Below are 20,949 nucleotides of genomic sequence, written 5' to 3'. Positions count from 1 at the left end.
CGTCCGCGGAAGTGCCCACCCTCACACCCCCGAGGGGACGAGCAGGTCGACGGCGAGGGGCAGGTGGTCGGAGGCGCCGCCGCCGTCGAGGACCCGGGCGCCGGCCACCGCGATGCCGGGCGTCACCCACACCTGGTCGATGCGCACGTGCGGCGAGCGCGCGGGGTGGGTGAGCCCCTCCTGGCGCTGCCAGAACCGCCAGCGGGCCTGGTCGTCGCGCTCGGTGGCCAGCGTCCACGCGTCGGCGAAGGACTCCCGCAGCGGCGCCAGCTCCGGGGCGTCGGGGCCGGCGTTGAAGTCGCCCACGACCACGCCGGTGGCCATGGGCTCGGTGTGCAGGTCCCGGAGCAGCCCCGCCTGCTCCGCCCGCTCGGCGGCCGACCGGGTGGACAGGTGCGTGGTGGTCACCCACAGCGCGCCGCCGTCGAGCTCGACGAGGGTGCGCAGCGCGCTGCGCGGCTCGCCGCCGCCGGGCAGCGGGTGGACGTCGCTGACCAGGATCGGCAGCCGCGACAGCAGCGCGTTGCCGTACTGGCGGCGCGGCGAGCCGGCGCGGCCGGGCTCGTCGATGGCCGGGCCCCACGCCAGCTGCATGTCCAGCGCCCGCGACAGCAGCACCGCCTGGTCGACGTCCTCGCTGCGCTCGCCGAAGTGGCTGTCGACCTCCTGCAGGCAGATGACGTCGGCGTCGGCCGCGGCCAGCACCGTGGCCAGCCGCGGCAGGTCGTGCCGGCGGTCGTCGCCCACGCCGTGGTGGGTGTTGAAGGTGACCAGGCGGACCGGGATCGGCGGCTGGTCGGGGCCGGGCGCTGGTCGGGTCACCCCGTCAGCCTGTCACCTCCGCCGGTACCGGGTCGGCCAGCGGGAGGTCGAGCACCGTCCGCAGCTCGGCGCCGGCGTCGGGGTCGGTGCCGGTGACGTGCAGGACGAACCGCGCCTGCCGGCCCTCGAGCACCAGCTCACCGACCTGGTTGCCGAAGTAGGGCCCGGCGGCCTTGGCCCACTCCACCGAGGGCGGCCGCACCCGCGCCGCCCGGGCGAGCGCGCCGGTCAGCCGCCGCGCCCAGCGGCTCCAGCCGATGCGGAAGCCCACCCGGATGGGGTGCGGCGCCTGGTTGTGCAGCGGGGAGACCGTCAGCTGGTGCACCCGGGTGGTGAGGTCGCCGGGGGAGACCACCTCGGCGGCGTAGGCGTGGTGGACGTCGCCGGAGAGCACCACCGCCGTCGACGGCGCCCGGCCGTGCTCCCCGCGGGCCAGCGCCGTCAGCGCGGCGGTCAGCCGGTCGAAGGAGTGCCCGAACGCGGCCCAGTGCTCGAGGTCGGCGGCCTGCCGCAGCGCCTCGGCGAGCCGGCCCAGCGGGCGGCCGTGGTGGCGCACCGCGAGCGCCTCGTCCCAGCGCTCGATCGAGTCGATGGCGTGGGGGAGCAGCCACGGCAGCGACGTGCCGACGAGCAGGTGCTCGACGCCGTCCTCGACCGCCTGGCGCACCGCCGCCTCGATCCAGGCGAACTCCTCGTCGTCGACCATCCGGCGGGCGTGCTCGTCGAGCACCCGCCCGGCCCGGCTGTCGACCACCAGCAGCCGGGCGTCGCCCCAGTGCCGCACGTAGCTCCAGCGCACCGTCCGGGGGTCGCGGTCGGCGGCCCGCGCCATCTCGCGCAGCACCGGCTCGGCGTCGGCGTCGGCGGGCAGCGCCAGCACCGCCTGCCAGGTCGCGTTGTCGGCCAGCTCCTGGGGGCTGAGGTTGCCCAGGTGCTGGTAGACCCAGTAGCTGACCAGCCCGCCGGAGATCCGCGCGTCCCACCAGTCGGAGGCGGTGACCCGGGCGCGCCAGGCGGCCGAGGTGTTCCAGTCGTCGATCATCTCGTGGTCGTCGAAGACCATGGACGACGGGATGGTCGACAGCAGCCAGCGCACCTGCGGATCGCTCCAGGACTCGGCGTACAGGCGGGTGTACTCCTCCAGGTCGCGCACCTGGGCGTCGACGGGCACCGGCTCGCCGCGGCGGCGGGAGAGCCAGTCGCGGGTCGCCGTCGTCAGCTCGTCGGCGTAGACCTGGTCACCGAGCAGCACCAGCGCGTCGGGCCACTCCTCCTCGGGCAGCGCGGCCACCCGCACGGAGTAGGCGTCGAGCGCGTCGGGCGGGATGCCGTCGGCGAGGTCGACGGTCGTGGGCGCGGCGTAGCGGCAGGAGCCGAACGCCAGCCGGAACGGTCCCGGGCGGCCGGGCGTGCGGATCCGGCTCGGCGGGAACGGCGCGGAGGCCTCCGGCCACACCCGGACGCCGTCGAGGCGGACCTCGTAGGGCGTGGTGCTGCCGGGCTCGAGCCCCTCCACGAGGACGAGGGCGTACCAGTGACCGCCGACGCGGAAGGTGCGCGCGCTGCGGCCGAGGACCTCGACGTCGCACGCGCGGTCGGTCTCGACCCACACGGTCGCCGAGACGGGGTCGACGTGCCGCAGCAGGGGGCCGAGCAGCAGGGTGGGGGTGTCTGACCCGGGCAGCGACATGCTCCCCAGCCTGTCCCACCGGCCCGGGTTCCGCCCAGAGTCGTCCGTGCGCGGGCTGGGAGACTGACCGGCATGGAGTTCGTGCTGATCGCGATCGCGATCCTCCTCGTGGCCCTGGTCGCCGGGGTCGGCCTGCTCGTCGGCCGCGGCCGTCGCACCACCCGGCTGGACGACGACGCCGCCTCCGGCACGACGCTCACCCGGCCGCGCCCGCCCGCGGCACCGCCGACGGCGGAGCAGCCGCCCCCCGCGGGTGCGACCGCCTCGGGCCTGGGCCTGGCCCCGGCCGAGCCCGACGCCGTCACCCCCGAGGCGCCGCCGGAGGTCGAGCTCCCGCCCGCCGTCCCCGAGCCGGACCTGGTCTTCGAGACCCCGCCGCCCTCGGCCGGCCGGCTGGTGCGGCTGCGGTCGCGGCTGGCCCGCTCGCAGTCCTCGCTGGGCCGCGGCCTGCTCACCGTGCTGGCGCGCGAGCGGCTCACCGAGGACGACTGGGAGGAGGTCGAGGAGACCCTCCTGGCCGCCGACGTCGGCGTCGCGGCCACCACCCAGATCGTCGACCGGCTGCGCACCCAGGCGATGGTCCTGGCCACCGCCTCACCCGCCGACCTGCGCGCCCTCCTGGTGCGCGAGCTGACCGCCGTCCTCGGCCCCGACCTCGACCGCACCCTGGGCACCGACCGCCGCGAGGGCCGGCCTGGCGTCGTCCTCGTGGTCGGCGTCAACGGCGCGGGCAAGACGACGACGGTCGGCAAGATCGCCCGGGTGCTCGTCGGTGACGGCCGCAGCGTCGTGCTCGGCGCCGCCGACACCTTCCGCGCCGCGGCCGCCGACCAGCTCGAGACGTGGGGCGAGCGCGTGGGGGTGCTCACCGTCCGCGGCCGGGAGGGCGCCGATCCGGCGTCGGTGGCCTTCGAGGCGGTGCGCACCGGCGTGGAGGCCGAGGTGGACACCGTCGTCGTCGACACCGCCGGGCGGCTGCACACCAAGTCCGGCCTGATGGACGAGCTGGGCAAGATCAAGCGGGTGGTGGAGAAGCAGAGCCCGGTCACCGAGACGCTGCTGGTCCTCGACGCCACCACCGGCCAGAACGGCATCGTCCAGGCGCGGGTGTTCACGTCGGCCGTCGAGGTCACCGGCATCGTGCTCACCAAGCTCGACGGCACCGCCAAGGGCGGCATCGTCGTCTCGGTGCAGCGGGAGCTCGGCATCCCCGTCAAGCTGATCGGCCTGGGGGAGGGCGCCGACGACCTGGCGCCCTTCGAGCCCGAGGTCTTCGCCGAGGGCCTGGTCGGCGGCGCCGACTAGACCTCGACGGTGTAGGAGCGGATGGTGGTCAGCCGGCCGCCGGTGAACTCGTGGACGTCGCACGAGGACACCCGGCCGGCGCTCCCGTCGGCGTCGGCACAGCGGGTGACGGTGTCGACCGCGACGACGTCGCCGTTCCCGGCGACCACGCACCGCTCCACCGTCGCGGTGCCTCCGGCCAGGGCGGCCGGGGTGCCCTCGCAGGCGTCGACCACGGACTGCCGGCCGACCAGGGTGTCCTGCCCGACGAGGTCCCACCGGACGTCGTCGGCGAGGGCGGGGTAGGCCTCGGCGGAGCGGTGCGCGGAGAACGCCTCGGCCACCGCGCGCGTGCTGCTGCTCACCTGCGGCCGTGTGGACCCGGACGGGCGACGGACTCCTGCGGGGCGGCCGTCAGGGTGTGTCGGCCGCCCAGCGCTGCTCGATGCGGCCGAACCGCCACACCGCGACGGCCACCGCCCAGGTGGTGACGAACAGTCCGACGATCGCGAAGCCGACGTGCTCCAGGTCCAGCGAGGCCAGCCACACCAGCGGCGCGGCCTCCAGTTGGAGCCGCTCGACGAGCAGCCCGACGAGCACCAGCGTGCCGATCACGAGCGCGACCGTCACCGACAGCACGGTGATGGTCAGGTTGTAGAAGACCTTGCGCACCGGCTTGAGGAACGCCCAGCCGTAGGCGCGGGTCATCAGGACGCCGTCGGCGGCGTCGAACAGGCTCATCCCGGCGGCGAAGAGCACCGGCAGCACGAGGATCGCGTACCAGGGCAGCACGAACGCCGCCGAGCCGGCCGCGAGCACCAGCAGCGCCACCTGGGTGGCGGTGTCGAAGCCCAGGCCCATGAGCAGGCCGACCGGGTAGAGGTGCCAGGGCCTGCTGACCCGGCGGGTCACCCGGCCCAGCAGCCGGGCGAGGAACCCGCGGTTGTGCAGGTGGTGCTCGAGCTCGGCCTCGTCGTACTCACCCGAGCGCATCCGCCGGAAGACGCGGGCGATGCCCACCGCCGAGCCCAGGTTCATCAGCCCGATGAGCAGCAGGAACGTGCCGGCCACCAGGGTGCCGACGAGACCGAGGGCCTGGCCCACGGAGTTGTCGTCGGACTGGACGACGCCGGCGACCGACCGCACCCCGGCCACCAGCAGGAGGCTCGCGGCGAACACCACCGACGAGTGGCCGAGGGAGAACCAGAAGCCCGTGCTCACCGACGGGGTGCCCTCGTCGACCAGCTTGCGGGTGGTGTTGTCGATCGAGGCGATGTGGTCGGCGTCGAAGGCGTGCCGGACGCCGAGCATGTAGGCGGTCAGGCCGACGCCGACCCCGAGCACCCCGGTGCTGCCCAGCTGGTACTCCGCGGGCGCGACGGCGAAGACCAGCACGCCCCACCCGACGACGTGCAGCAGCAGGACGAACGCGGCCATGCCGCCGATGGAGCGCCACTCCCGGGGGCTGAACGAGCCGGCCGCACGGGCCCGGCGCGCCGGGAGCCCGAGCCGGGCGGACGCGGCGGGGACGCTCACGCTGCCTCCAGGGACGTCGGGGACGGACGCGGCGACCTTATTGCACACGAGTTGCAACTGCACACCTGTCGCATCGGGCAGGTCCCCCGGAACGGCGGGCGCCCGGCGGGGCGGGCGCAACACGGCCGACACACGCCGCGCGGACACGCGGCCGGGAGTTCACCGACCGGAAACGGGCGGACGACGTCCCCGGAAACACCGGCCCGGCACGGTGAACGCCGCGTCGCCCACCCCGTCGGCCACCGGTGGCCGCGGGCGGGCGCAGCTCGACACACCCCGGGTCCTCCCCGCGTCCCGGGTCCGCCTGTGGCCCTGCCACACCACTCGGTCAGGAGGTTGCCGTGGACACCGGTGACACCGCCTGGGTCCTGGTCAGCGCCGCGCTGGTGCTGTTCATGACCCCCGGTCTGGCGCTCTTCTACGGCGGCATGGTCCGCGCGAAGAGCGTCCTCAACATGATGATGATGAGCTTCGGGGCACTCGCGCTGATCAGCGTGCTCTGGGTGCTCTACGGCTACTCGATGGCCTTCGGGAACGACGTCGGCGGCGGCCTGCTCGGCAACCCGTTCGAGTTCTTCGGGCTGTCCTCGCTCATCGGCACGGCCGGCCTGGACGGCGCGTTCGCGCCCGACAACCTGGTCTTCACCATCCCGTCGCTGGCCTTCGTCGCCTTCCAGGCCGTCTTCGCCATCCTCACCGTGGCGCTGATCTCCGGCGCGATCGCCGACCGCGCCCGCTTCGGCCCGTGGATGGTCTTCGCCGGCGTCTGGGCCACGCTCGTGTACTTCCCGGTCGCCCACTGGGTGTTCGCCTTCGACGGCGCGGAGTCCGAGACCGGCGGCTGGATCGCCAACGACCTGCTGGCCATCGACTTCGCCGGGGGCACCGCGGTGCACATCAACGCCGGCGCCGCGGGCCTGGCGCTCGCCCTGGTGCTCGGCAAGCGGCGCGGCTTCGGCCGCGACCCGATGCGGCCGCACAACCTGCCGCTGGTCATGATCGGCGCCGGCATCCTCTGGTTCGGCTGGATCGGCTTCAACTCCGGCTCCGCGCTGTCGGCCAACGGCCAGGCCGCCGAGGTGTTCGTCACCACGCTCGCCGCCACCGGCGCCGCCACCCTGGGCTGGCTGCTCACCGAGAAGCTCCGCGACGGGCACGCCACCTCGCTGGGCGCGGCCTCCGGCGTGGTGGCCGGCCTGGTGGCCATCACCCCGGCCTGCTCCTCGGTCACGCCCCTCGGCGCGATCGCCGTCGGGCTGGTCGCCGGCGTGCTGTGCGCCCTGGCCGTCGGCCTGAAGTACCGACTCGGCTACGACGACTCGCTCGACGTCGTCGGCGTCCACCTCGTCGGCGGCCTGTGGGGCACCGTCGCCGTCGGCCTGTTCGCCTCGGCGGCCACCACCGCCGGCGTCGACGGGCTGTTCTACGGCGGCGGCGTCGACCAGCTGTGGCGGCAGGCGCTGGGCGCCCTCGCCGTCCTGGTCTACTCGTTCGTCCTCACCCTCGTCATCGGCGGCGTCGTCGCCAAGGTCATGCGCTTCCGCATCGCCGAGGAGGACGAGGTCGCCGGCATCGACGGCGTCGTCCACGCCGAGACCGGGTACGACCTCGCCTCGCTCGGTGGCGGTGGCGGCTCGGCCCTCGCGGCCGGCGGCCAGTCCCGCGCCGAGGCCCGGGGCACCACCCTCACGGAAAGGAGCCGGGTGTGAAGCTCGTCACCGCGATCGTCAAGCCGTTCAAGCTCGACGACGTCAAGAACGCCCTCGAGCTGATCGGGATCACGGGGCTGACGGTCAGCGAGGTCCAGGGCTTCGGCCGCCAGCGCGGGCACACCGAGGTCTACCGCGGCGCGGAGTACCAGGTGGACTTCGTGCCCAAGGTCCGCATCGAGGTGGTCGTCGGCGAGATCGACGCCGCCCGCGTGGTGGACGCCGTCGTCGAGTCGGCCTCCACCGGCCAGATCGGCGACGGCAAGGTCTGGGTCACCACGATCGACGAGATCGTGCGGGTCCGGACCGGCGAGCGCGGCGAGGACGCGATCTAGCCGTCCGCCGGCCCTGGCCCACTGCAGGGGCCCGCGACGAGCTCGCGAGTCGTGGGGGGCAGGGGGTCCTCCCTGCGCCGGCCGGGGTGGTGGGGGACCACCGCCCCGGCCGACGCCGTTCCACACGCCACCACCGAGGGGGGACCGTGCCGGACCTGGGGTCGCTGCCCGACCTGTCCCGCGCCGAGCGGGTGCGGGTGCTCGACGACTGGCTGGGCGGCCTGCTCGCCGACGCCGTCGCCGGGACACCGCCGCCGCGCCAGCGCCGGGGCGGGCCGCCCCCGCGGTCCGGCGCCGACGGGGTGGCGCTGGTGGCCGTCGGCAGCCTCGGCCGGCGCGAGCCCCCGCCGCACGGCGACCTGGACCTGGTGCTGGTGCACGACGGCCGGCCCGAGGTCGCCGCCCTGGCCGACGCCGTCTGGTACCCGATCTGGGACGCCGGCGTGCGGCTGGACCACTCGGTGCGGTCGGTGGCCGAGGCGGTCGCGGTGGCCTCCACCGACGTCAAGGCCGGGCTCGGCCTGCTCGACGCCCGGCTGGTCGCCGGTGACGCCGGGCTGGCCGCCGCGCTGCGGGCCGCCACGCTGGCCAGCTGGCGGCAGTCGGCGGGCCGGCTGCTGCCCCAGCTGCGCGACCTGCGCCGCACGCGCGCCCGGCAGGTCGGGGAGCTGGCCTTCCTGCTCGAGCCCGACCTCAAGGAGGCCTACGGCGGCCTGCGCGAGGGGCAGGTGCTGCGCGCGGTCGCCGCCGCCCAGCTGGTCGACGAGCCCTCCGCCGAGGTCGAGGCGGTGTACGCCTTCCTCCTCGACGTGCGCGACGAGCTGCGCCGCCGCACCGGCCGCCCCGGCGACGTCCTCGTCCGGCAGGAGCAGCGGCCGGTCGCGGCCGCCCTGGGTCTGGCCGACGAGGACCGGCTGCTGCGCGAGGTGAGCCTGGCCGGCCGCCGGCTGGCCTTCGTCGCCGACGACACCTGGCGGCGGGTGGAGGCGGCGCTGGTCCGCCGCCCCCGCGCCCGCTACCGGCGGGTCCGCCGCGAGCCGCTGGCCGAGGGCGTGGTGCGCCAGGGCGACGAGGTGGTGCTCGCCCGCGACGCCCGCCCGGCCGCCGACCCGGGGCTGCTGCTGCGCGGCGCCGCGGCCGCCGCCCGCGAGGACCTGCTGCTGTCGCCGTACACGCTCAAGGTGCTCGCCGTGCACTCCCCACCGGTGCCCGAGCCGTGGCCGGCGGAGGTGCGCTGGTCGTTCCTGCGGCTGCTGGCCAGCGGCCGCCCGGCGGTGCCGGTGATCGAGCAGCTGGACCAGGAGGGGCTGCTGGCCCGGCTGCTGCCCGAGTGGGACCGCGTCCGCTCGCTGCCGCAGCGCCACCCGTGGCACCGGTTCACCGTCGACCGGCACCTGGTCGAGGCGGCCGCGGCGGCCGCCGAGCTCACCCACGACGTCGACCGGCCCGACCTGCTGCTGGTCGCCGCGCTGCTGCACGACGTCGGCAAGGGCTGGCCCGGCGACCACAGCGTCGTCGGCGAGCCGGTCGCCGCCGCCATCGCCGCGCGGATGGGCTTCTCCGACGTCGACGCCGCCACGCTGGGCACGCTCGTGCGCCACCACCTGCTGCTGCCCGACACCGCCGTCCGCCGCGACATCGACGACCCGGCCACCATCGACCGGGTCGCGGCGACGATCGGCGGGGACGCCCAGGTGCTGCAGCTGCTGCACGCGCTGGCGCAGGCCGACGGCGCGGCCACCAGCAGCTCGGCCTGGTCGCCGTGGAAGGCGCACCTGGTCGCCCACCTGGTGGCCCGCGTGCAGGCCCGGCTGGGCGGTGTGCCGGCCGCCGGCGCCGACCCCGGACCGGTGCTGCACCCGACCGAGCCGAGCGTGCGGGCCGCGGGGACCGACGGCGCGGTGACCGTCGGGGTGGAGGACCTCGCCGACGGTCAGCAGGTGACCATCGGCGCGCCCGACCGGCCGGGGTTGTTCAGCCGGCTGGCGGGGGTGCTCGCGCTCAACCAGCTCGACGTCCGGGCGGCGAAGGTCAACGTCGTCGACGGGCGGGCGACGGCCGTGTTCGCCGTCCGCCCGCGCTTCGGCCGGGTGCCGCAGCCGACGATCCTGGCCGACGCCGTCCGCGCCGCGCTGGAGGGGACGCTGCCGCTGGCCGACCGGCTGCGTCAGCGCGAGGCCGACTACCGGCAGGGCACCGGGCGCGCCACGCCGCCGCGGATCTCCTGGCACGACTCGGAGGTCAGCGGCGAGGCGACCGGCATCGTCGAGGTGCGTGCCGCCGACCGGGCGGGCCTGCTCTACCGGCTCACCGCGGCGCTGGCCGCCGAGGGGCTCGACGTCACCTCCGCCCGCATCGAGACCCTCGGCGCCGACGCCGCCGACTACTTCTACGTGGTCAGCCCCACCGGCGAGCGGATCGACGCCGGGCAGCGGGCGCGGGTGGAGACGGCCCTGGTCGCCGCCACGCGCGGTGCGGTACCCGACGTCGCGCACAGCGGGGGAGGGGACACGCCGGGCTGAGCTCCCCGGGACTGTCGGTGGGGCGTGTCACCGTCGCGGCAGAGCGGGACGGACCGGTCCCGGCACGCGACGGAACGGCGAGGAGGTGTCCGGAGTGGACGCCCAGCAGCACTGGCCCTGCCCGACCTGCGGTGACGAGCGGGTGTTCGAGCAGCCCCCGTGCGTCGACGGGCACACCGACGACGGCGCCGAGTGCCCCGAGTGGGTGTGCTCCGACTGCGGCACCGCCTTCTTCCTCGGCGGCCTGGAGGCCGTGGTCGAGGCGGTCGCCGGGCGCCGCGCCGCCTGAGGTCGGTATCCGCCGCGCGTACGGTGCCCGGCGTGACCGCGTCACCGCCGGGGTGGACCTTCCTCTCCAACCACGGCCACGTGCTGGTGAGCCTGGCCGCCGACCCCGAGGCCCGCGTCCGCGAGATCGCCGACCGGGTGGGGATCACCGAGCGGTCGGTCCAGATGATCCTGGGCGACCTGGAGAAGGCCGGCTACGTCGTCCGCGAGCGCGTGGGGCGGCGCAACCACTACACCGTCGTCGACCGCGGCCGGTTCCGGCACCCGCTGGAGGGCCACGTGCGGGTCGGGGACTTCCTGGCGCTGGTGGTGCGCGACCGGGCTCCGGCCGACCCCGCCTGAGCGGGCGCCGGGGCACGCCGCCCCGCCCCGCGCCCGCGGAGCCGCGGAGCGGTGGCCGCTTCTCGATACGCTGGACACCAGGAGGCGTGCAGGCCCGGCCGGACCGCGGCCGTCGCCGTGTCGCCGGTCGCGCGCCGACCGGGCGGGCCACGCCGCGAGCTCTGACGAGGACGTGCTGTGTTCGAGACCCTCTCCGACCGCCTCGACAAGGTCTTCACCGGCCTGCGGGGCAAGGGCCGGCTGACCGACGCCGACATCGACGCCACCGCGCGCGAGATCCGCATCGCGCTGCTGGAGGCCGACGTCGCGCTGCCGGTCGTGCGCGCCTTCATCGCCGCCGTCAAGGAGCGCGCCCGCGGCGCCGCGGTGTCGCAGGCGCTCAACCCGGCCCAGCAGGTCATCAAGATCGTCAACGAGGAGCTCATCGAGATCCTCGGCGGCGAGACCCGCCGGCTGCGCCACGCCAAGCAGTCGCCCACGGTGATCATGCTGGCCGGTCTGCAGGGCTCCGGTAAGACGACGCTGGCCGGCAAGCTCGGCCGCTGGCTCAAGGGCCAGGGCCACACCCCGCTGCTGGTGGCCTGCGACCTGCAGCGGCCCAACGCGGTCAACCAGCTCTCGATCGTCGCCCAGCAGGCAGGCGTCGACGTCTACGCGCCCGAGCCGGGCAACGGCGTCGGCGACCCGATCCGGGTGGCCGCCGACTCCATCGAGCACGCCCGCCGCACCCAGCACGACGTCGTCGTCGTCGACACCGCCGGCCGGCTGGGCATCGACGCGGAGCTGATGGCCCAGGCCGCCGGCATCCGCGACGCCGTGCGCCCCGACGAGACGCTGTTCGTCGTCGACGCGATGATCGGCCAGGACGCCGTCACCACCGCCGAGGCGTTCCGCGACGGCGTCGGCTTCACCGGCGTCGTCCTCACCAAGCTCGACGGCGACGCCCGCGGTGGTGCCGCGCTCTCGGTGCGGTACGTGACCGGCCAGCCGATCGTGTTCGCCTCCACCGGCGAGAAGCTCACCGACTTCGACGTCTTCCACCCCGAGCGGATGGCCTCGCGCATCCTCGGCATGGGCGACGTGCTCACCCTCATCGAGCAGGCCGAGCAGGCCTTCGACGCCGACCAGGCCGAGAAGATGGCCGGCAAGCTGGCCAGCCGCGAGGGCTTCACGCTCGAGGACTTCCTCGAGCAGATGATGGCCATCCGCAAGATGGGCCCGATCGCCAACCTGCTCGGCATGCTGCCCGGCGCCGGGGCGATGAAGGAGCAGCTCAAGCAGGTCGACGACCGCGACCTCGACCGCACCGCGGCGATCATCCGGTCGATGACGCCGCAGGAGCGCGTCGACTCGAAGATCATCAACGCCTCGCGGCGGGTGCGCATCGCCAACGGCTCCGGCGTCACCGTCACCGAGGTCAACCAGCTGCTGGAGCGCTTCGCCCAGGCGCAGAAGATGATGGGCCAGATGGCCGGCAGCATGGGCCTGCCCGGCATGGGCCCCATGTCGAAGAAGGCCCGCGGCCGCCAGATGCAGGCGCAGTCGGCCAAGAAGGGCAAGGGCAAGAAGGGCGGCAAGGGCAAGGCCCCGGCCCGCCGGCCCATGGGCGCCCCCGGGCTGCCGACCGGCGCCGGCTTCCCGGGCCAGCTGCCCGGCGGGATGCCCTCGCTGCCGCCCGGCCAGGCGCTGCCCGATCTCTCCAAGCTCGACTTCAGCAAGTTCGGGGACGAGCGGCCCGGGCGGTGAGCGCCTCCGCGCTGCACCTGAGCGGCGTCGTCCTCCCCGAGGGCGAGCACCGCGACCTGTGGGTGCGCGACGGCCGGGTCACCTTCGACCCGGTGCCGGGCGCGGAGACCGTCAGCCGCGGCGGCTGGTTGCTGCCCGGGCTGGTCGACGCGCACTGCCACGTCGGCATCGGCCCCGGCGGGGTGCCGGTCGAGGACCTGCCGGGGCTGCGGGAGCAGGCGCTGGCCGAGCGCGCCGCCGGGGTGCTGGCGCTGCGCGACTGCGGCTCGCCGGTGGACACCCGGGCTCTGGACGGCGAGCCCGACCTGCCCACGATCGTGCGGGCCGGGCGGCACGTCGCCCGCACCCGCCGCTACATCCCGGGGCTGGCCGTCGAGGTCGAGCCGGACGGGCTGGTCGGGGAGGTCCGCACGCAGGCCCGCCGCGGCGACGGCTGGGTGAAGCTGGTCGGCGACTGGATCGACCGCTCGGTCGGCGACCTGGCGCCCGAGTGGCCGGCCGACGCCCTGTCCGCGGCGATCGCGGCCGCGCACGAGGAGGGCGCCCGGGTCACCGCGCACACCTTCGGCACCGACGCGCTGCCCGGGCTGGTCCGCGCGGGCATCGACTGCATCGAGCACGGCACCGGGCTGACCGAGGACCTCGTCGGCGAGATGGCCGCGCGCGGCACCGCCGTCGTCCCGACGCTGGTCAACGTGGAGAACTTCCCGGGCTTCGCCGAGGCGGGGGAGAAGCGGTTCCCGGCCTACGCGAGCACCATGCGGCGGCTGTACGCGCAGTCGGGTGCCGTCGTCCGCGCCGCGTACGAGGCCGGGGTGCCGGTGTTCGCCGGCACCGACGCCGGGGGCGGCATCGCGCACGGCCGGATCGCCGATGAGGTGCGCGCGCTGTGCCGGGCCGGCCTCCCCGCCGAGGCGGCGCTGGCCGCGGCGTCCTGGGCGGCCCGCCGGTGGCTGGGCCTGCCGGTGATCGAGGAGGGCGCGCCGGCCGACGTCGTCGTCTTCGACAGCGACCCGCGCACCGACCTCGACACCCTGACCCGCCCGGTCCTCACCGTGCTGCGCGGCCGCGTCGTCTGAGCGCCGCGATGACCAGGTGACCTGATCGTCGTGTGTCCTCCCCGACGGTGGGCGGCGGCCCTCCTGCAGGGGCCCGCCGCGAGCGTGCGAGCGGTGGGGGGCAGGAGGGTTCTTCGCGCGCTGCGGTGAGGGAGGACGCGACCCGGTGGGTCCGGACGGCGGCCTCGCGGAAACGGCTCGCCCGGGCCTGGGAGACTCCTCCTGTGCTCCTCCGCATGTCGACGCTGTTCCTGCGCACCCTGCGCGACGACCCGGCCGACGCCGAGGTCCCCAGCCACCGCCTGCTGGTCCGGGCCGGGTACATCCGGCGGGCCGCACCGGGCGGCTTCACCTGGCTGCCGCTGGGCTACCGCGTCTTCCGCAACGTCGAGCGCGTCATCCGCGAGGAGATGGACGCGATGGGCGCGCAGGAGGTGAACTTCCCCGCGCTGCTGCCGCGCGAGCCCTACGAGGCCACCAACCGCTGGACCGAGTACGGGCCCAACCTCTTCCGGCTCCAGGACCGGCGAGGCGTCGACTACCTGCTCGGCCCCACGCACGAGGAGATGTTCACGCTCCTGGTCAAGGACCTGTACTCGTCGTACAAGGACCTGCCGCTGGCGCTGTACCAGATCCAGACCAAGTACCGGGACGAGGCCCGACCCCGGGCGGGGCTGTTCCGCGGCCGCGAGTTCACGATGAAGGACAGCTACTCCTTCGACGTCGACGACGCCGGCCTGGACAAGAGCTACGCCGCGCACCGCGACGCCTACATCCGCGTCTTCGACCGACTGGGCCTGGAGTACGTCATCGTCTCGGCGATGTCGGGGGCCATGGGCGGGTCGCGCAGCGAGGAGTTCCTGCACCCGACCGAGATCGGCGAGGACACCTTCGTCCGCTCGCCCGGCGGCTACGCCGCCAACGTCGAGGCGGTCAGCACCGTCGTCCCCGAGCCGGTCCCGCTCGAGGGCCTGCCCGCGGCCCACGTCGAGGACACCCCCGACACCCCGACCATCGAGACGCTGGTCGCCGTCGCGCGGGAGCTGTTCCCCGACGCCGGCTACACCGCGGCGCACACGCTGAAGAACGTCGTCGTCACGCTGGTGCAGCCCGACGGCACCCGGGAGCCGCTGGTCGTGGGCCTCCCCGGTGACCGCGAGGTCGACGCCAAGCGCCTCGAGGCGCAGGTCGCGCCGGCCGAGGTCGAGCCGTTCGCCGAGTTCGACCAGCACCCCGCGCTGGTCAAGGGCTACATCGGCCCCCAGGTGCTCGGTGCCGGGAGTGCCTCGGGCATCCGCTACCTCGTCGACCCGCGCGTCGTCCCGGGCACCCGCTGGGTCACCGGCGCCAACGAGCCCGGCAGGCACGTGTTCGACCTGGTGGCCGGGCGCGACTTCACCTGGGACGGCGTCATCGAGGCCGCCGAGGTGCTGCCCGGCGACCCCGCGCCCGACGGCTCGGGCCCGCTGGAGCTGGCCCGCGGCGTGGAGCTCGGCCACATCTTCCAGCTCGGCCGCAAGTACGCCGAGGCGCTGGACCTGAAGGTGCTCGACGAGAACGGCAAGCTCGTCACGGTGACCATGGGCTCCTACGGCATCGGCGTCTCCCGCGCCGTCGCCGCGATCGCCGAGTCCACCCACGACGAGCTGGGCCTGGTGTGGCCTCGGGAGGTGGCGCCGGCCGACGTGCACGTCGTCGCCACCGGCAAGGACGCCGCCGTCTTCACCGCCGCCGAGGCCCTCGCGCAGGAGCTGGTCGGCGCCGGGCTGACCGTGCTCTACGACGACCGCCCGAAGGTGAGCCCCGGCGTGAAGTTCAAGGACGCCGAGCTGCTCGGGATGCCGACGATCGTCACCGTCGGCCGCGGGCTGGCCGAGGGTGTCGTCGAGCTGCGCGACCGGGCGACGGGCGAGCGGTCGGAGGTGCCGGTGGCCGACGCCGCGGCCGCCGTCCTCGCTCAGGTGCGCTCGGCGACCAGCTCGACCTCGTAGCCGTCGGCGTCCTCGAGGTAGGCGGCCCGGTGCTGCGGGCCGCCGGCGAAGGGGTGGCGGTCGGCGAACAGCAGCCGCCACCCGTGCGCCGGGGCGTCGGTCACCAGGGCGTCGAGGGCGGCGGCGTCCCCGGCGTGGAACGCCAGGTGGTTGAGGCCCGGGCGCGTGCGCTCGTGGGTGCCGGCGCTGAGCGCGGGGGACTGCTCGACGACGACGTAGACCCCGCCGAGGCGCCAGGACCGGCCGTGCTCCCACGACTGGTACGGCGCCGCGCCCAGCGCGGTGAGCAGCCACCCCCAGGAGCGCTCGGCCCGCGCGAGGTCGGGCACCCACAGCTCCACGTGGTGGAGCAGTCCCCGGCTGGTCACTGCACGCCTCCCGGCATCTGGCATCATGGTCGGTCGAACACGGCGGCGCGCGGCCCTCTCACCGCCGCCGGCCGTGTCCCTGGCTCCGCCCCGGCGTAACCCCACGCGTCCGTCCGGCGAGCACCGACAGACAGCGTTCGAGGAGAACACGAGCCACCGTGGCCACCAAGATCAAGCTCATGCGACTGGGCAAGATGCGCGCCCCGTACTACCGCATCGTCGTCGCCGACGCCCGCACCAAGCGCGACGGCCGCTCGATCGAGACGATCGGCAAGTACCACCCGAAGGAGGACCCCTCCTTCATCGAGGTCGACAGCGAGCGCGCCCAGTACTGGCTGGGTGTCGGCGCGCAGCCGACCGAGGCCGTCGCGGCCATCCTCCGGGTCACCGGCGACTGGCAGAAGTTCAAGGGCGAGCCGGCCCCGCCGCCCATGAAGGTCGCGGCCCCCAAGCCCGACCGCAAGGCCCTCTACGAGGAGGCCGTCCGCAGCAGCGGCGACGAGCCGGCCGCCGGCGCGACCACCCCGAAGAAGAAGGCCGCCCCCAAGGCCGACTCGCCCGCCGACACGGTGGCCGAGGCCTCCGCCGCCGGCGGTGAGGGCCCGGCCTCCGGCGGCGCCCCGACGACGTCCGCCGAGTAAGACGTGCTCGAAGAGGCGCTCGAGCACCTGGTCAAGGGCATCGTCGACCACCCGCGCGACGTCACCGTCGACATGGTGGGCGGTCGCCGGGGCAAGACCCTCGAGGTCCGGGTGCACCCCGACGACCTCGGCAAGGTGATCGGCCGCGGCGGCCGCACCGCCAAGGCGCTGCGCACGGTCATGGCCGGCGTGGGCGGCCGCGGTGTGCGGGTCGACGTCGTCGACACCGACGGGCGCTGAGCGCCTCCCGTCCCTTGGACGCAGTGAACACCCCACCGGACACCGTGGTGGTCGGCCGCATCGGTCGGCCCCACGGTGTCCGTGGTGAGGCGACCGTCGAGGTCCGCACCGACGACCCGGACGACCGCTTCGTCCCCGGCGCGGTGCTGCTGACCGATCCCGCCGCCCGCGGCCCGCTCACCGTGGCCGGCGCCCGCTGGCACCGCGAGGTCCTGCTGCTCGCGTTCGAGGGCTACTCCAGCCGCGAGGACGTCGAGACCCTGCGCGACACCCTGCTCGAGGTCCCGGTCGCCGACCTGCCCGAGCTCGAGGACCCCGAGTCCTTCTACGACCACCAGCTGGTCGGCCTGGCCGTCCGGCTGGCCGACGGCTCGCCGCTGGGCACCGTCACCGCCGTCCGCCACGAGGGCGCCGACCTGCTCGTCGTGGCCCGCGATGGCGGCCGGGAGCTGCTGGTGCCCTTCGTCACCGCGATCGTGCCGACCGTCGACCTGGCCGCCGGCGTGGTCGTCGTCGACCCGCCCGAGGGCCTGCTCGACCTGTGACCCCCTACCGCGTCGACGTCGTCACGATCTTCCCCGAGTACCTGGCGCCGCTGCGCCAGTCGCTGCTCGGCAAGGCGGCCGAGCGCGGGCTGGTCGCCATCGGCGTGCACGACCTGCGGCGGTGGACCGACGACGTCCACCGCACCGTCGACGACGCCCCCTACGGCGGCGGGCCCGGGATGGTCATGCGGCCCGAGCCCTGGGCGCGCGCCCTGGAGGCGGTCCGCCCGCCCGGCACCCGCCTCGTGGTGCCCACCCCCGCCGGGCGGTCGTTCACCCAGGCCGTCGCCGCGGAGTGGGCCGCCGAGCCCGGCCTGGTCTTCGCCTGCGGCCGCTACGAGGGCATCGACCAGCGCGTCGCCGACTGGGCCGCGCGGCACGGGCCGGTGTCGGAGGTCTCCATCGGCGACTACGTGCTGGCCGGCGGGGAGTCCGCGGTGCTGGTCATGGTCGAGGCGGTCACCCGGCTGATCCCGGGCGTGGTCGGCAACCGCGAGTCGGTCGAGTACGACTCGCACGCCGACGGGCTGCTCGAGGGCCCCTCCTACACCCGCCCGGCGTCCTGGCGCGGGCTCGACGTCCCGCCGGTGCTGCTCTCCGGCGACCACGCCGCCATCGCCCGCTGGCGGCGCGCGGAGTCGCTGCGACGGACCGCCGCCCGGCGCCCCGACCTGCTCGCCGCGCTGCCCGAGGACGCCCTGGGCCCGGCAGACCGCGCGGTCCTCGACGGTGCCTGAGAAGGCGTGGGTGCGGCCGACGGCGCGGGTGGTCGTCCTCGACCCCGACGGGCGGGTGCTGCTGCTCGGCGCCCGCCTGACCGATCCCGCCGTCCCGCCCGGCGACGTGCTCTTCTGGTACACGCCCGGCGGGGGAGTGGAGGACGGCGAGAGCGTGCGCGAGGCCGCCGCCCGCGAGCTCGCCGAGGAGATCGGGCTGGTCGTCGAGCTCGCGGCGCTCGAGGGCCCGGTGTGGTTCCGGCGGCACGTGGGCGCCTTCGCCGGCGTGCAGGTCGACTCGCGGGAGACCTTCTTCGTCCTGCGCGACGTCGTCCACGAGGTCGACGCCACCGGCCGCACCGAGCTCGAGCTGCTCGGCGCGGAGCCGCACCGCTGGTGGTCGGCCGCCGAGGTGGCCGCCTCCGACGAGGAGTTCGCCCCGCGGGAGCTGGCCGCGGTGCTGCCCGAGCTGCTCGCCGGACCGTGGCGCCGGCCACCCCGCGTGGTCGACTGAGCGGTCCGGCCCGGCCCGCGCTCGGCAGGCCGCCGCGGATGTGGCACAGTAGGGGGCTGCTGCCGACCGGAGGCGCCCGCCGACGGGCACTCCCGGAGTCGCAGCCCCCTGGTCCGGCGCGCGGGAACCCGCTGCCCGGGCCGACGACGAGCCACCGCTGAGACCGAGGAATGCCGCGATGAACACCCTGGACGTACTCGACGCCGACTCGCTGCGCGACGACATCCCCGAGTTCCGCCCCGGGGACACCGTCAAGGTGCACGTCCGCGTCGTCGAGGGCAACCGCTCGCGCATCCAGGTCTTCCAGGGTGCGGTCATCCGCCGTCAGGGCGGCGGCATCCGCGAGACCTTCACCGTCCGCAAGGTCAGCTTCGGCGTGGGCGTGGAGCGCACCTTCCCGGTGCACACCCCGGTCGTCGAGAAGATCGAGGTCGTGACCCGCGGTGACGTCCGCCGCGCCAAGCTCTACTACCTCCGCGAGCTGCGCGGCAAGGCCGCCAAGATCAAGGAGCGTCGCGAGACCGTCGCGCGCTGACCTCCGCGTGACCCCCGGCCCCCAGCGGCCGGGTCCGACCACGGCGGGCCCCCCGCGGCCGTACGCTGGCTCCCGATGAGCAGCGACCGGTCCGGGGGGCCCGCCGACGTCGTCCCGGGGGACGAGCCCCAGCCCGGAGCCGAGCAGGCCGCCCGCCGCTCCGGCCGCCGGCGCCGCGAGCGGCCCGAGCAGAAGAGCTCCCTGCTGCGGGAGCTGCCCGTGCTGCTGCTGGTGGCCTTCGTGCTCGCCCTGGTCGTGAAGACCTTCTTCGCGCAGGCGTTCTTCATCCCGTCGGGGTCGATGGAGCAGACGCTGCACGGCTGCCCCGGGTGCACCGGCGACCGCGTGCTGGTCAACAAGATCCCGTACTGGTTCGGCGAGCCCGAGCCGGGCGACATCGTGGTCTTCCAGGGGCCCGACACCTGGGTGCCCGAGGTCGAGGTCCAGGACCCCTCCAACTGGTTCACCGGCGCGCTGCTGTGGCTGGGCCGGACGGTGGGCGTCGCGCCGCCGAGCGAGGACGACTACGTCAAGCGGGTCATCGCCACCGGCGGCCAGACCGTCGAGTGCTGCGATCCCGAGGGCCGCGTGGTGGTCGACGGGCAACCGCTCGACGAGCCCTACATCTACGAGAACACCCCGCGGGAGAGCCGAGAGTTTGCCCCGGTGACCGTGCCCGAGGGGCGGCTGTGGGTGATGGGCGACCACCGCTCGGCCTCCGCCGACTCGCGCTCGCACGTCGGCGACCGCTACAGCGGCACCGTCGCCGTGGACGACGTCATCGGCAAGGCGGCCCTCATCGTCTGGCCGGTCAGCCGTTTCGGCACCCTCGACGACCCCGACATCCAGGGCGTGCAGGCGGCCGTCCTGCCCGGTGCGGGCGCCGTCGGCACCGCGACGCCGGTGGCCTCCGCGCTGCCGCTGGCCGCCGGGGTGGCCGGCGCGCTGCCGGTGACGGCCTGGCGGCGCCGACGGCGCTCCCGCCGGGCCGGCGGCGGCTGACGTCCCCCGCCCACTGCCCGTCGACGGCGTCGTTCCCTCCGGGACGGCGCCGTCGTCGCGTCCGGGGACGGGGACCGTCGCTGCCGGCTGCCATTCCCGGGAAATGGCGTCCGCATGTCGACAATCCGCGGGAGGTGACCTTTCTGCGTTACCGGTGTGACTGCCGACGCGATCTGCCGCCATTTCGGACCGGCGCGAGAAAATCCCGAAAAGGGGTAAAGGAGTCGCCAATCCACTCCGATGAGGTGTTCGAGAGCAACTCGGTCCACCGAAATGGAGTAAGTCGTGTCCGCACCCATGGCGAGCGCCGCCCGAGGCGTCACCCGCGTCCTCCTCCTCGCCGACGCCCCCGTCCTGCGCCGCGGTCTGGTCAGCATGATCAACGAGACCGCCGGCATGCAGTCGGTGGGGACCCCGGGCGAGCTGCGCCGGGCGCTGACCCTGGTCGAGACCGCCCGCCCCGACGCCGTCGTCGTCGAGCTGGGTGCCGGCCGGGCCGCCACGCTCAACGTCGTCCGCGACCTGCGCCGCCGCTTCCCGCGGGTGGCGGTCGTGGCCCTGGCCACCTCCGAGGACCCGGCCGTGGTCAACGAGGCCGTCGCCGCCGGCGTCCGCGGCTACCTGCTGCTCAACACCTCGCCGACCCTGCTGGGCTGGGCCATCCTGGCCGCCCGCGCCGGCCGCACCGTCGTCGACCCGCAGATCCGCCGCGTCGAGCCCAGCGCCGCCCCGGCCGGCAAGCCGCTGACCCCCGAGGTGCCGCTGACCCGCCGGGAGTCCGACGTGCTCGACGAGCTCCTCCAGGGCCAGTCCAACCGGCAGATCGGCCGCAACCTGTTCATCAGCGAGGACACCGTCAAGTCGCACGTCAAGGCGATCCTGCGCAAGCTGGGTGCCCGCGACCGGGCGCACGCGGTCTCGCTGGTCCTCTCCTCGCGCGGCGGGGGCAGCTGCACCTGCGGCGCCCACGGTCTGGCCACCCCGGCCCCGGCCCCCGCGGAGGTCTGAGGGACCACCCTCCTGCCCCCGGCCGGACCGTCCGCCTCCTCGGCGGTCCGGCCGGGG

22 protein-coding genes are annotated in these 20,949 nt (G+C 75.2%); 17 read left to right on the top strand and 5 right to left on the bottom strand.

Features of this window, described 5'->3' with window-relative positions:
* Window positions 1–21: 21 nt before the first annotated feature.
* Window positions 22–822: an endonuclease/exonuclease/phosphatase family protein gene (locus LY71_RS17910; protein WP_106280154.1), complete on the bottom strand. Its 801-nt coding sequence runs from the start codon at window positions 820–822 to the stop codon at window positions 22–24.
* 4 nt (window positions 823–826) lie between these two features.
* Entirely contained in the window at window positions 827–2,512 is a 1,686-nt protein-coding gene (locus LY71_RS17905) for an alkaline phosphatase D family protein (protein ID WP_106280151.1), read from the bottom strand.
* Window positions 2,513–2,584: 72 nt separating this feature from the next.
* Between LY71_RS17905 and ftsY the strand changes: the two genes are divergently transcribed.
* The gene (gene ftsY, locus LY71_RS17900; protein ID WP_106280149.1) at window positions 2,585–3,817 is read left to right on the top strand and encodes a signal recognition particle-docking protein FtsY; all 1,233 of its coding nucleotides are present in this window, start codon (window positions 2,585–2,587) and stop codon (window positions 3,815–3,817) included.
* Here ftsY and LY71_RS17895 read toward each other — a convergent pair.
* Together LY71_RS17895 and nicT are read right to left on the bottom strand one after the other, a co-directional pair.
* A complete protein-coding gene (locus LY71_RS17895) occupies window positions 3,814–4,161 on the bottom strand; it encodes a nuclear transport factor 2 family protein (RefSeq protein WP_106280147.1) in 348 nt (115 codons plus the stop codon). The two genes, ftsY and LY71_RS17895, sit on opposite strands and share 4 nt — an antisense overlap.
* A 49-nt stretch (window positions 4,162–4,210) precedes the next feature.
* Complete coding sequence (gene nicT / locus LY71_RS17890) at window positions 4,211–5,332, bottom strand: Nickel transporter NicT (protein WP_245888017.1); 1,122 nt, start codon at window positions 5,330–5,332, stop codon at window positions 4,211–4,213.
* A gap of 341 nt (window positions 5,333–5,673) precedes the next feature.
* Between nicT and LY71_RS17885 the strand changes: the two genes are divergently transcribed.
* From LY71_RS17885 to LY71_RS17850, 8 genes are all read left to right on the top strand, one after another.
* Complete coding sequence (locus LY71_RS17885) at window positions 5,674–7,041, top strand: ammonium transporter (RefSeq protein ID WP_106280145.1); 1,368 nt, start codon at window positions 5,674–5,676, stop codon at window positions 7,039–7,041.
* Window positions 7,038–7,376 carry a P-II family nitrogen regulator gene (locus LY71_RS17880; RefSeq protein WP_106280142.1) on the top strand — a complete coding sequence of 113 codons (339 nt, stop codon included), beginning with the start codon at window positions 7,038–7,040 and terminating at the stop codon, window positions 7,374–7,376. Before LY71_RS17885 ends, LY71_RS17880 begins: the two co-directional genes overlap by 4 nt.
* Window positions 7,377–7,522: 146 nt before the next feature.
* Entirely contained in the window at window positions 7,523–9,898 is a 2,376-nt protein-coding gene (locus LY71_RS17875) for a [protein-PII] uridylyltransferase (RefSeq protein WP_106280140.1), read from the top strand.
* 94 nt (window positions 9,899–9,992) lie between these two features.
* Window positions 9,993–10,187 (top strand): hypothetical protein, encoded by a 195-nt coding sequence (locus LY71_RS17870; protein ID WP_106280138.1) that lies wholly within the window; start codon window positions 9,993–9,995, stop codon window positions 10,185–10,187.
* A gap of 32 nt (window positions 10,188–10,219) precedes the next feature.
* Complete coding sequence (locus LY71_RS17865; RefSeq protein ID WP_170121408.1) at window positions 10,220–10,528, top strand: helix-turn-helix transcriptional regulator; 309 nt, start codon at window positions 10,220–10,222, stop codon at window positions 10,526–10,528.
* Between the two features lie 177 nt (window positions 10,529–10,705).
* Window positions 10,706–12,274 (top strand): signal recognition particle protein, encoded by a 1,569-nt coding sequence (ffh, locus tag LY71_RS17860; RefSeq protein ID WP_106280134.1) that lies wholly within the window; start codon window positions 10,706–10,708, stop codon window positions 12,272–12,274.
* Window positions 12,271–13,353, top strand: coding sequence for an amidohydrolase family protein (locus tag LY71_RS17855; protein ID WP_211297411.1), 1,083 nt, complete (start codon window positions 12,271–12,273; stop codon window positions 13,351–13,353). The genes ffh and LY71_RS17855 overlap by 4 nt, the downstream gene beginning before the upstream one ends.
* A 215-nt stretch (window positions 13,354–13,568) precedes the next feature.
* Window positions 13,569–15,323 carry a proline--tRNA ligase gene (locus tag LY71_RS17850; protein ID WP_245888016.1) on the top strand — a complete coding sequence of 585 codons (1,755 nt, stop codon included), beginning with the start codon at window positions 13,569–13,571 and terminating at the stop codon, window positions 15,321–15,323.
* Here LY71_RS17850 and LY71_RS17845 read toward each other — a convergent pair.
* Window positions 15,290–15,691: a VOC family protein gene (locus tag LY71_RS17845; protein ID WP_211297410.1), complete on the bottom strand. Its 402-nt coding sequence runs from the start codon at window positions 15,689–15,691 to the stop codon at window positions 15,290–15,292. The two genes, LY71_RS17850 and LY71_RS17845, sit on opposite strands and share 34 nt — an antisense overlap.
* 158 nt (window positions 15,692–15,849) lie before the next feature.
* On the opposite strand from LY71_RS17845, the gene rpsP reads away from it, so the two are divergent.
* The 8 genes from rpsP (at window position 15,850) to LY71_RS17805 (ending at window position 20,892) form a co-directional block, all read left to right on the top strand.
* Window positions 15,850–16,332, top strand: coding sequence for a 30S ribosomal protein S16 (gene rpsP, locus LY71_RS17840; RefSeq protein ID WP_106280130.1), 483 nt, complete (start codon window positions 15,850–15,852; stop codon window positions 16,330–16,332).
* 3 nt (window positions 16,333–16,335) lie between these two features.
* Window positions 16,336–16,572, top strand: coding sequence for an RNA-binding protein (locus LY71_RS17835; protein ID WP_106280128.1), 237 nt, complete (start codon window positions 16,336–16,338; stop codon window positions 16,570–16,572).
* 23 nt (window positions 16,573–16,595) lie between these two features.
* A complete protein-coding gene (gene rimM, locus LY71_RS17830) occupies window positions 16,596–17,117 on the top strand; it encodes a ribosome maturation factor RimM (protein ID WP_245888014.1) in 522 nt (173 codons plus the stop codon).
* Window positions 17,114–17,854, top strand: coding sequence for a tRNA (guanosine(37)-N1)-methyltransferase TrmD (trmD, locus tag LY71_RS17825; protein WP_106280124.1), 741 nt, complete (start codon window positions 17,114–17,116; stop codon window positions 17,852–17,854). The genes rimM and trmD overlap by 4 nt, the downstream gene beginning before the upstream one ends.
* On the top strand, window positions 17,847–18,347 hold the full coding sequence (locus LY71_RS17820) for an NUDIX hydrolase (protein WP_106280121.1): 501 nt from the start codon (window positions 17,847–17,849) through the stop codon (window positions 18,345–18,347). The genes trmD and LY71_RS17820 overlap by 8 nt, the downstream gene beginning before the upstream one ends.
* Window positions 18,348–18,525: 178 nt before the next feature.
* Window positions 18,526–18,882 (top strand): 50S ribosomal protein L19, encoded by a 357-nt coding sequence (rplS, locus tag LY71_RS17815; RefSeq protein ID WP_091108071.1) that lies wholly within the window; start codon window positions 18,526–18,528, stop codon window positions 18,880–18,882.
* 75 nt (window positions 18,883–18,957) lie between these two features.
* Window positions 18,958–19,884, top strand: coding sequence for a signal peptidase I (gene lepB, locus LY71_RS17810; protein WP_106280119.1), 927 nt, complete (start codon window positions 18,958–18,960; stop codon window positions 19,882–19,884).
* 285 nt (window positions 19,885–20,169) lie between these two features.
* A complete protein-coding gene (locus LY71_RS17805; RefSeq protein ID WP_245888012.1) occupies window positions 20,170–20,892 on the top strand; it encodes a response regulator transcription factor in 723 nt (240 codons plus the stop codon).
* The last annotated feature ends 57 nt before the right edge of the window (window positions 20,893–20,949 follow it).

It is taken from the genome of Geodermatophilus tzadiensis, from assembly GCF_003002915.1.
GTDB lineage: Bacteria > Actinomycetota > Actinomycetes > Mycobacteriales > Geodermatophilaceae > Geodermatophilus > Geodermatophilus tzadiensis.
The sequence above is the reverse complement of the archived record's forward strand: the minus strand, read 5'-3'. Positions and strand labels throughout refer to the sequence as shown.

Excerpts from the sequence above, each read along its gene's own strand:
- LY71_RS17905 (WP_106280151.1), bottom strand. The coding sequence starts at position 2,512 with ATGTCGCTGCCCGGGTCAGACACCCCCACCCTGCTGCTCGGCCCCCTG.
- ftsY (WP_106280149.1), top strand. The coding sequence starts at position 2,585 with ATGGAGTTCGTGCTGATCGCGATCGCGATCCTCCTCGTGGCCCTGGTC.
- LY71_RS17850 (WP_245888016.1), top strand. The coding sequence starts at position 13,569 with ATGTCGACGCTGTTCCTGCGCACCCTGCGCGACGACCCGGCCGACGCC.
- lepB (WP_106280119.1), top strand. The coding sequence starts at position 18,958 with ATGAGCAGCGACCGGTCCGGGGGGCCCGCCGACGTCGTCCCGGGGGAC.
- rplS (WP_091108071.1), top strand. The coding sequence starts at position 18,526 with ATGAACACCCTGGACGTACTCGACGCCGACTCGCTGCGCGACGACATC.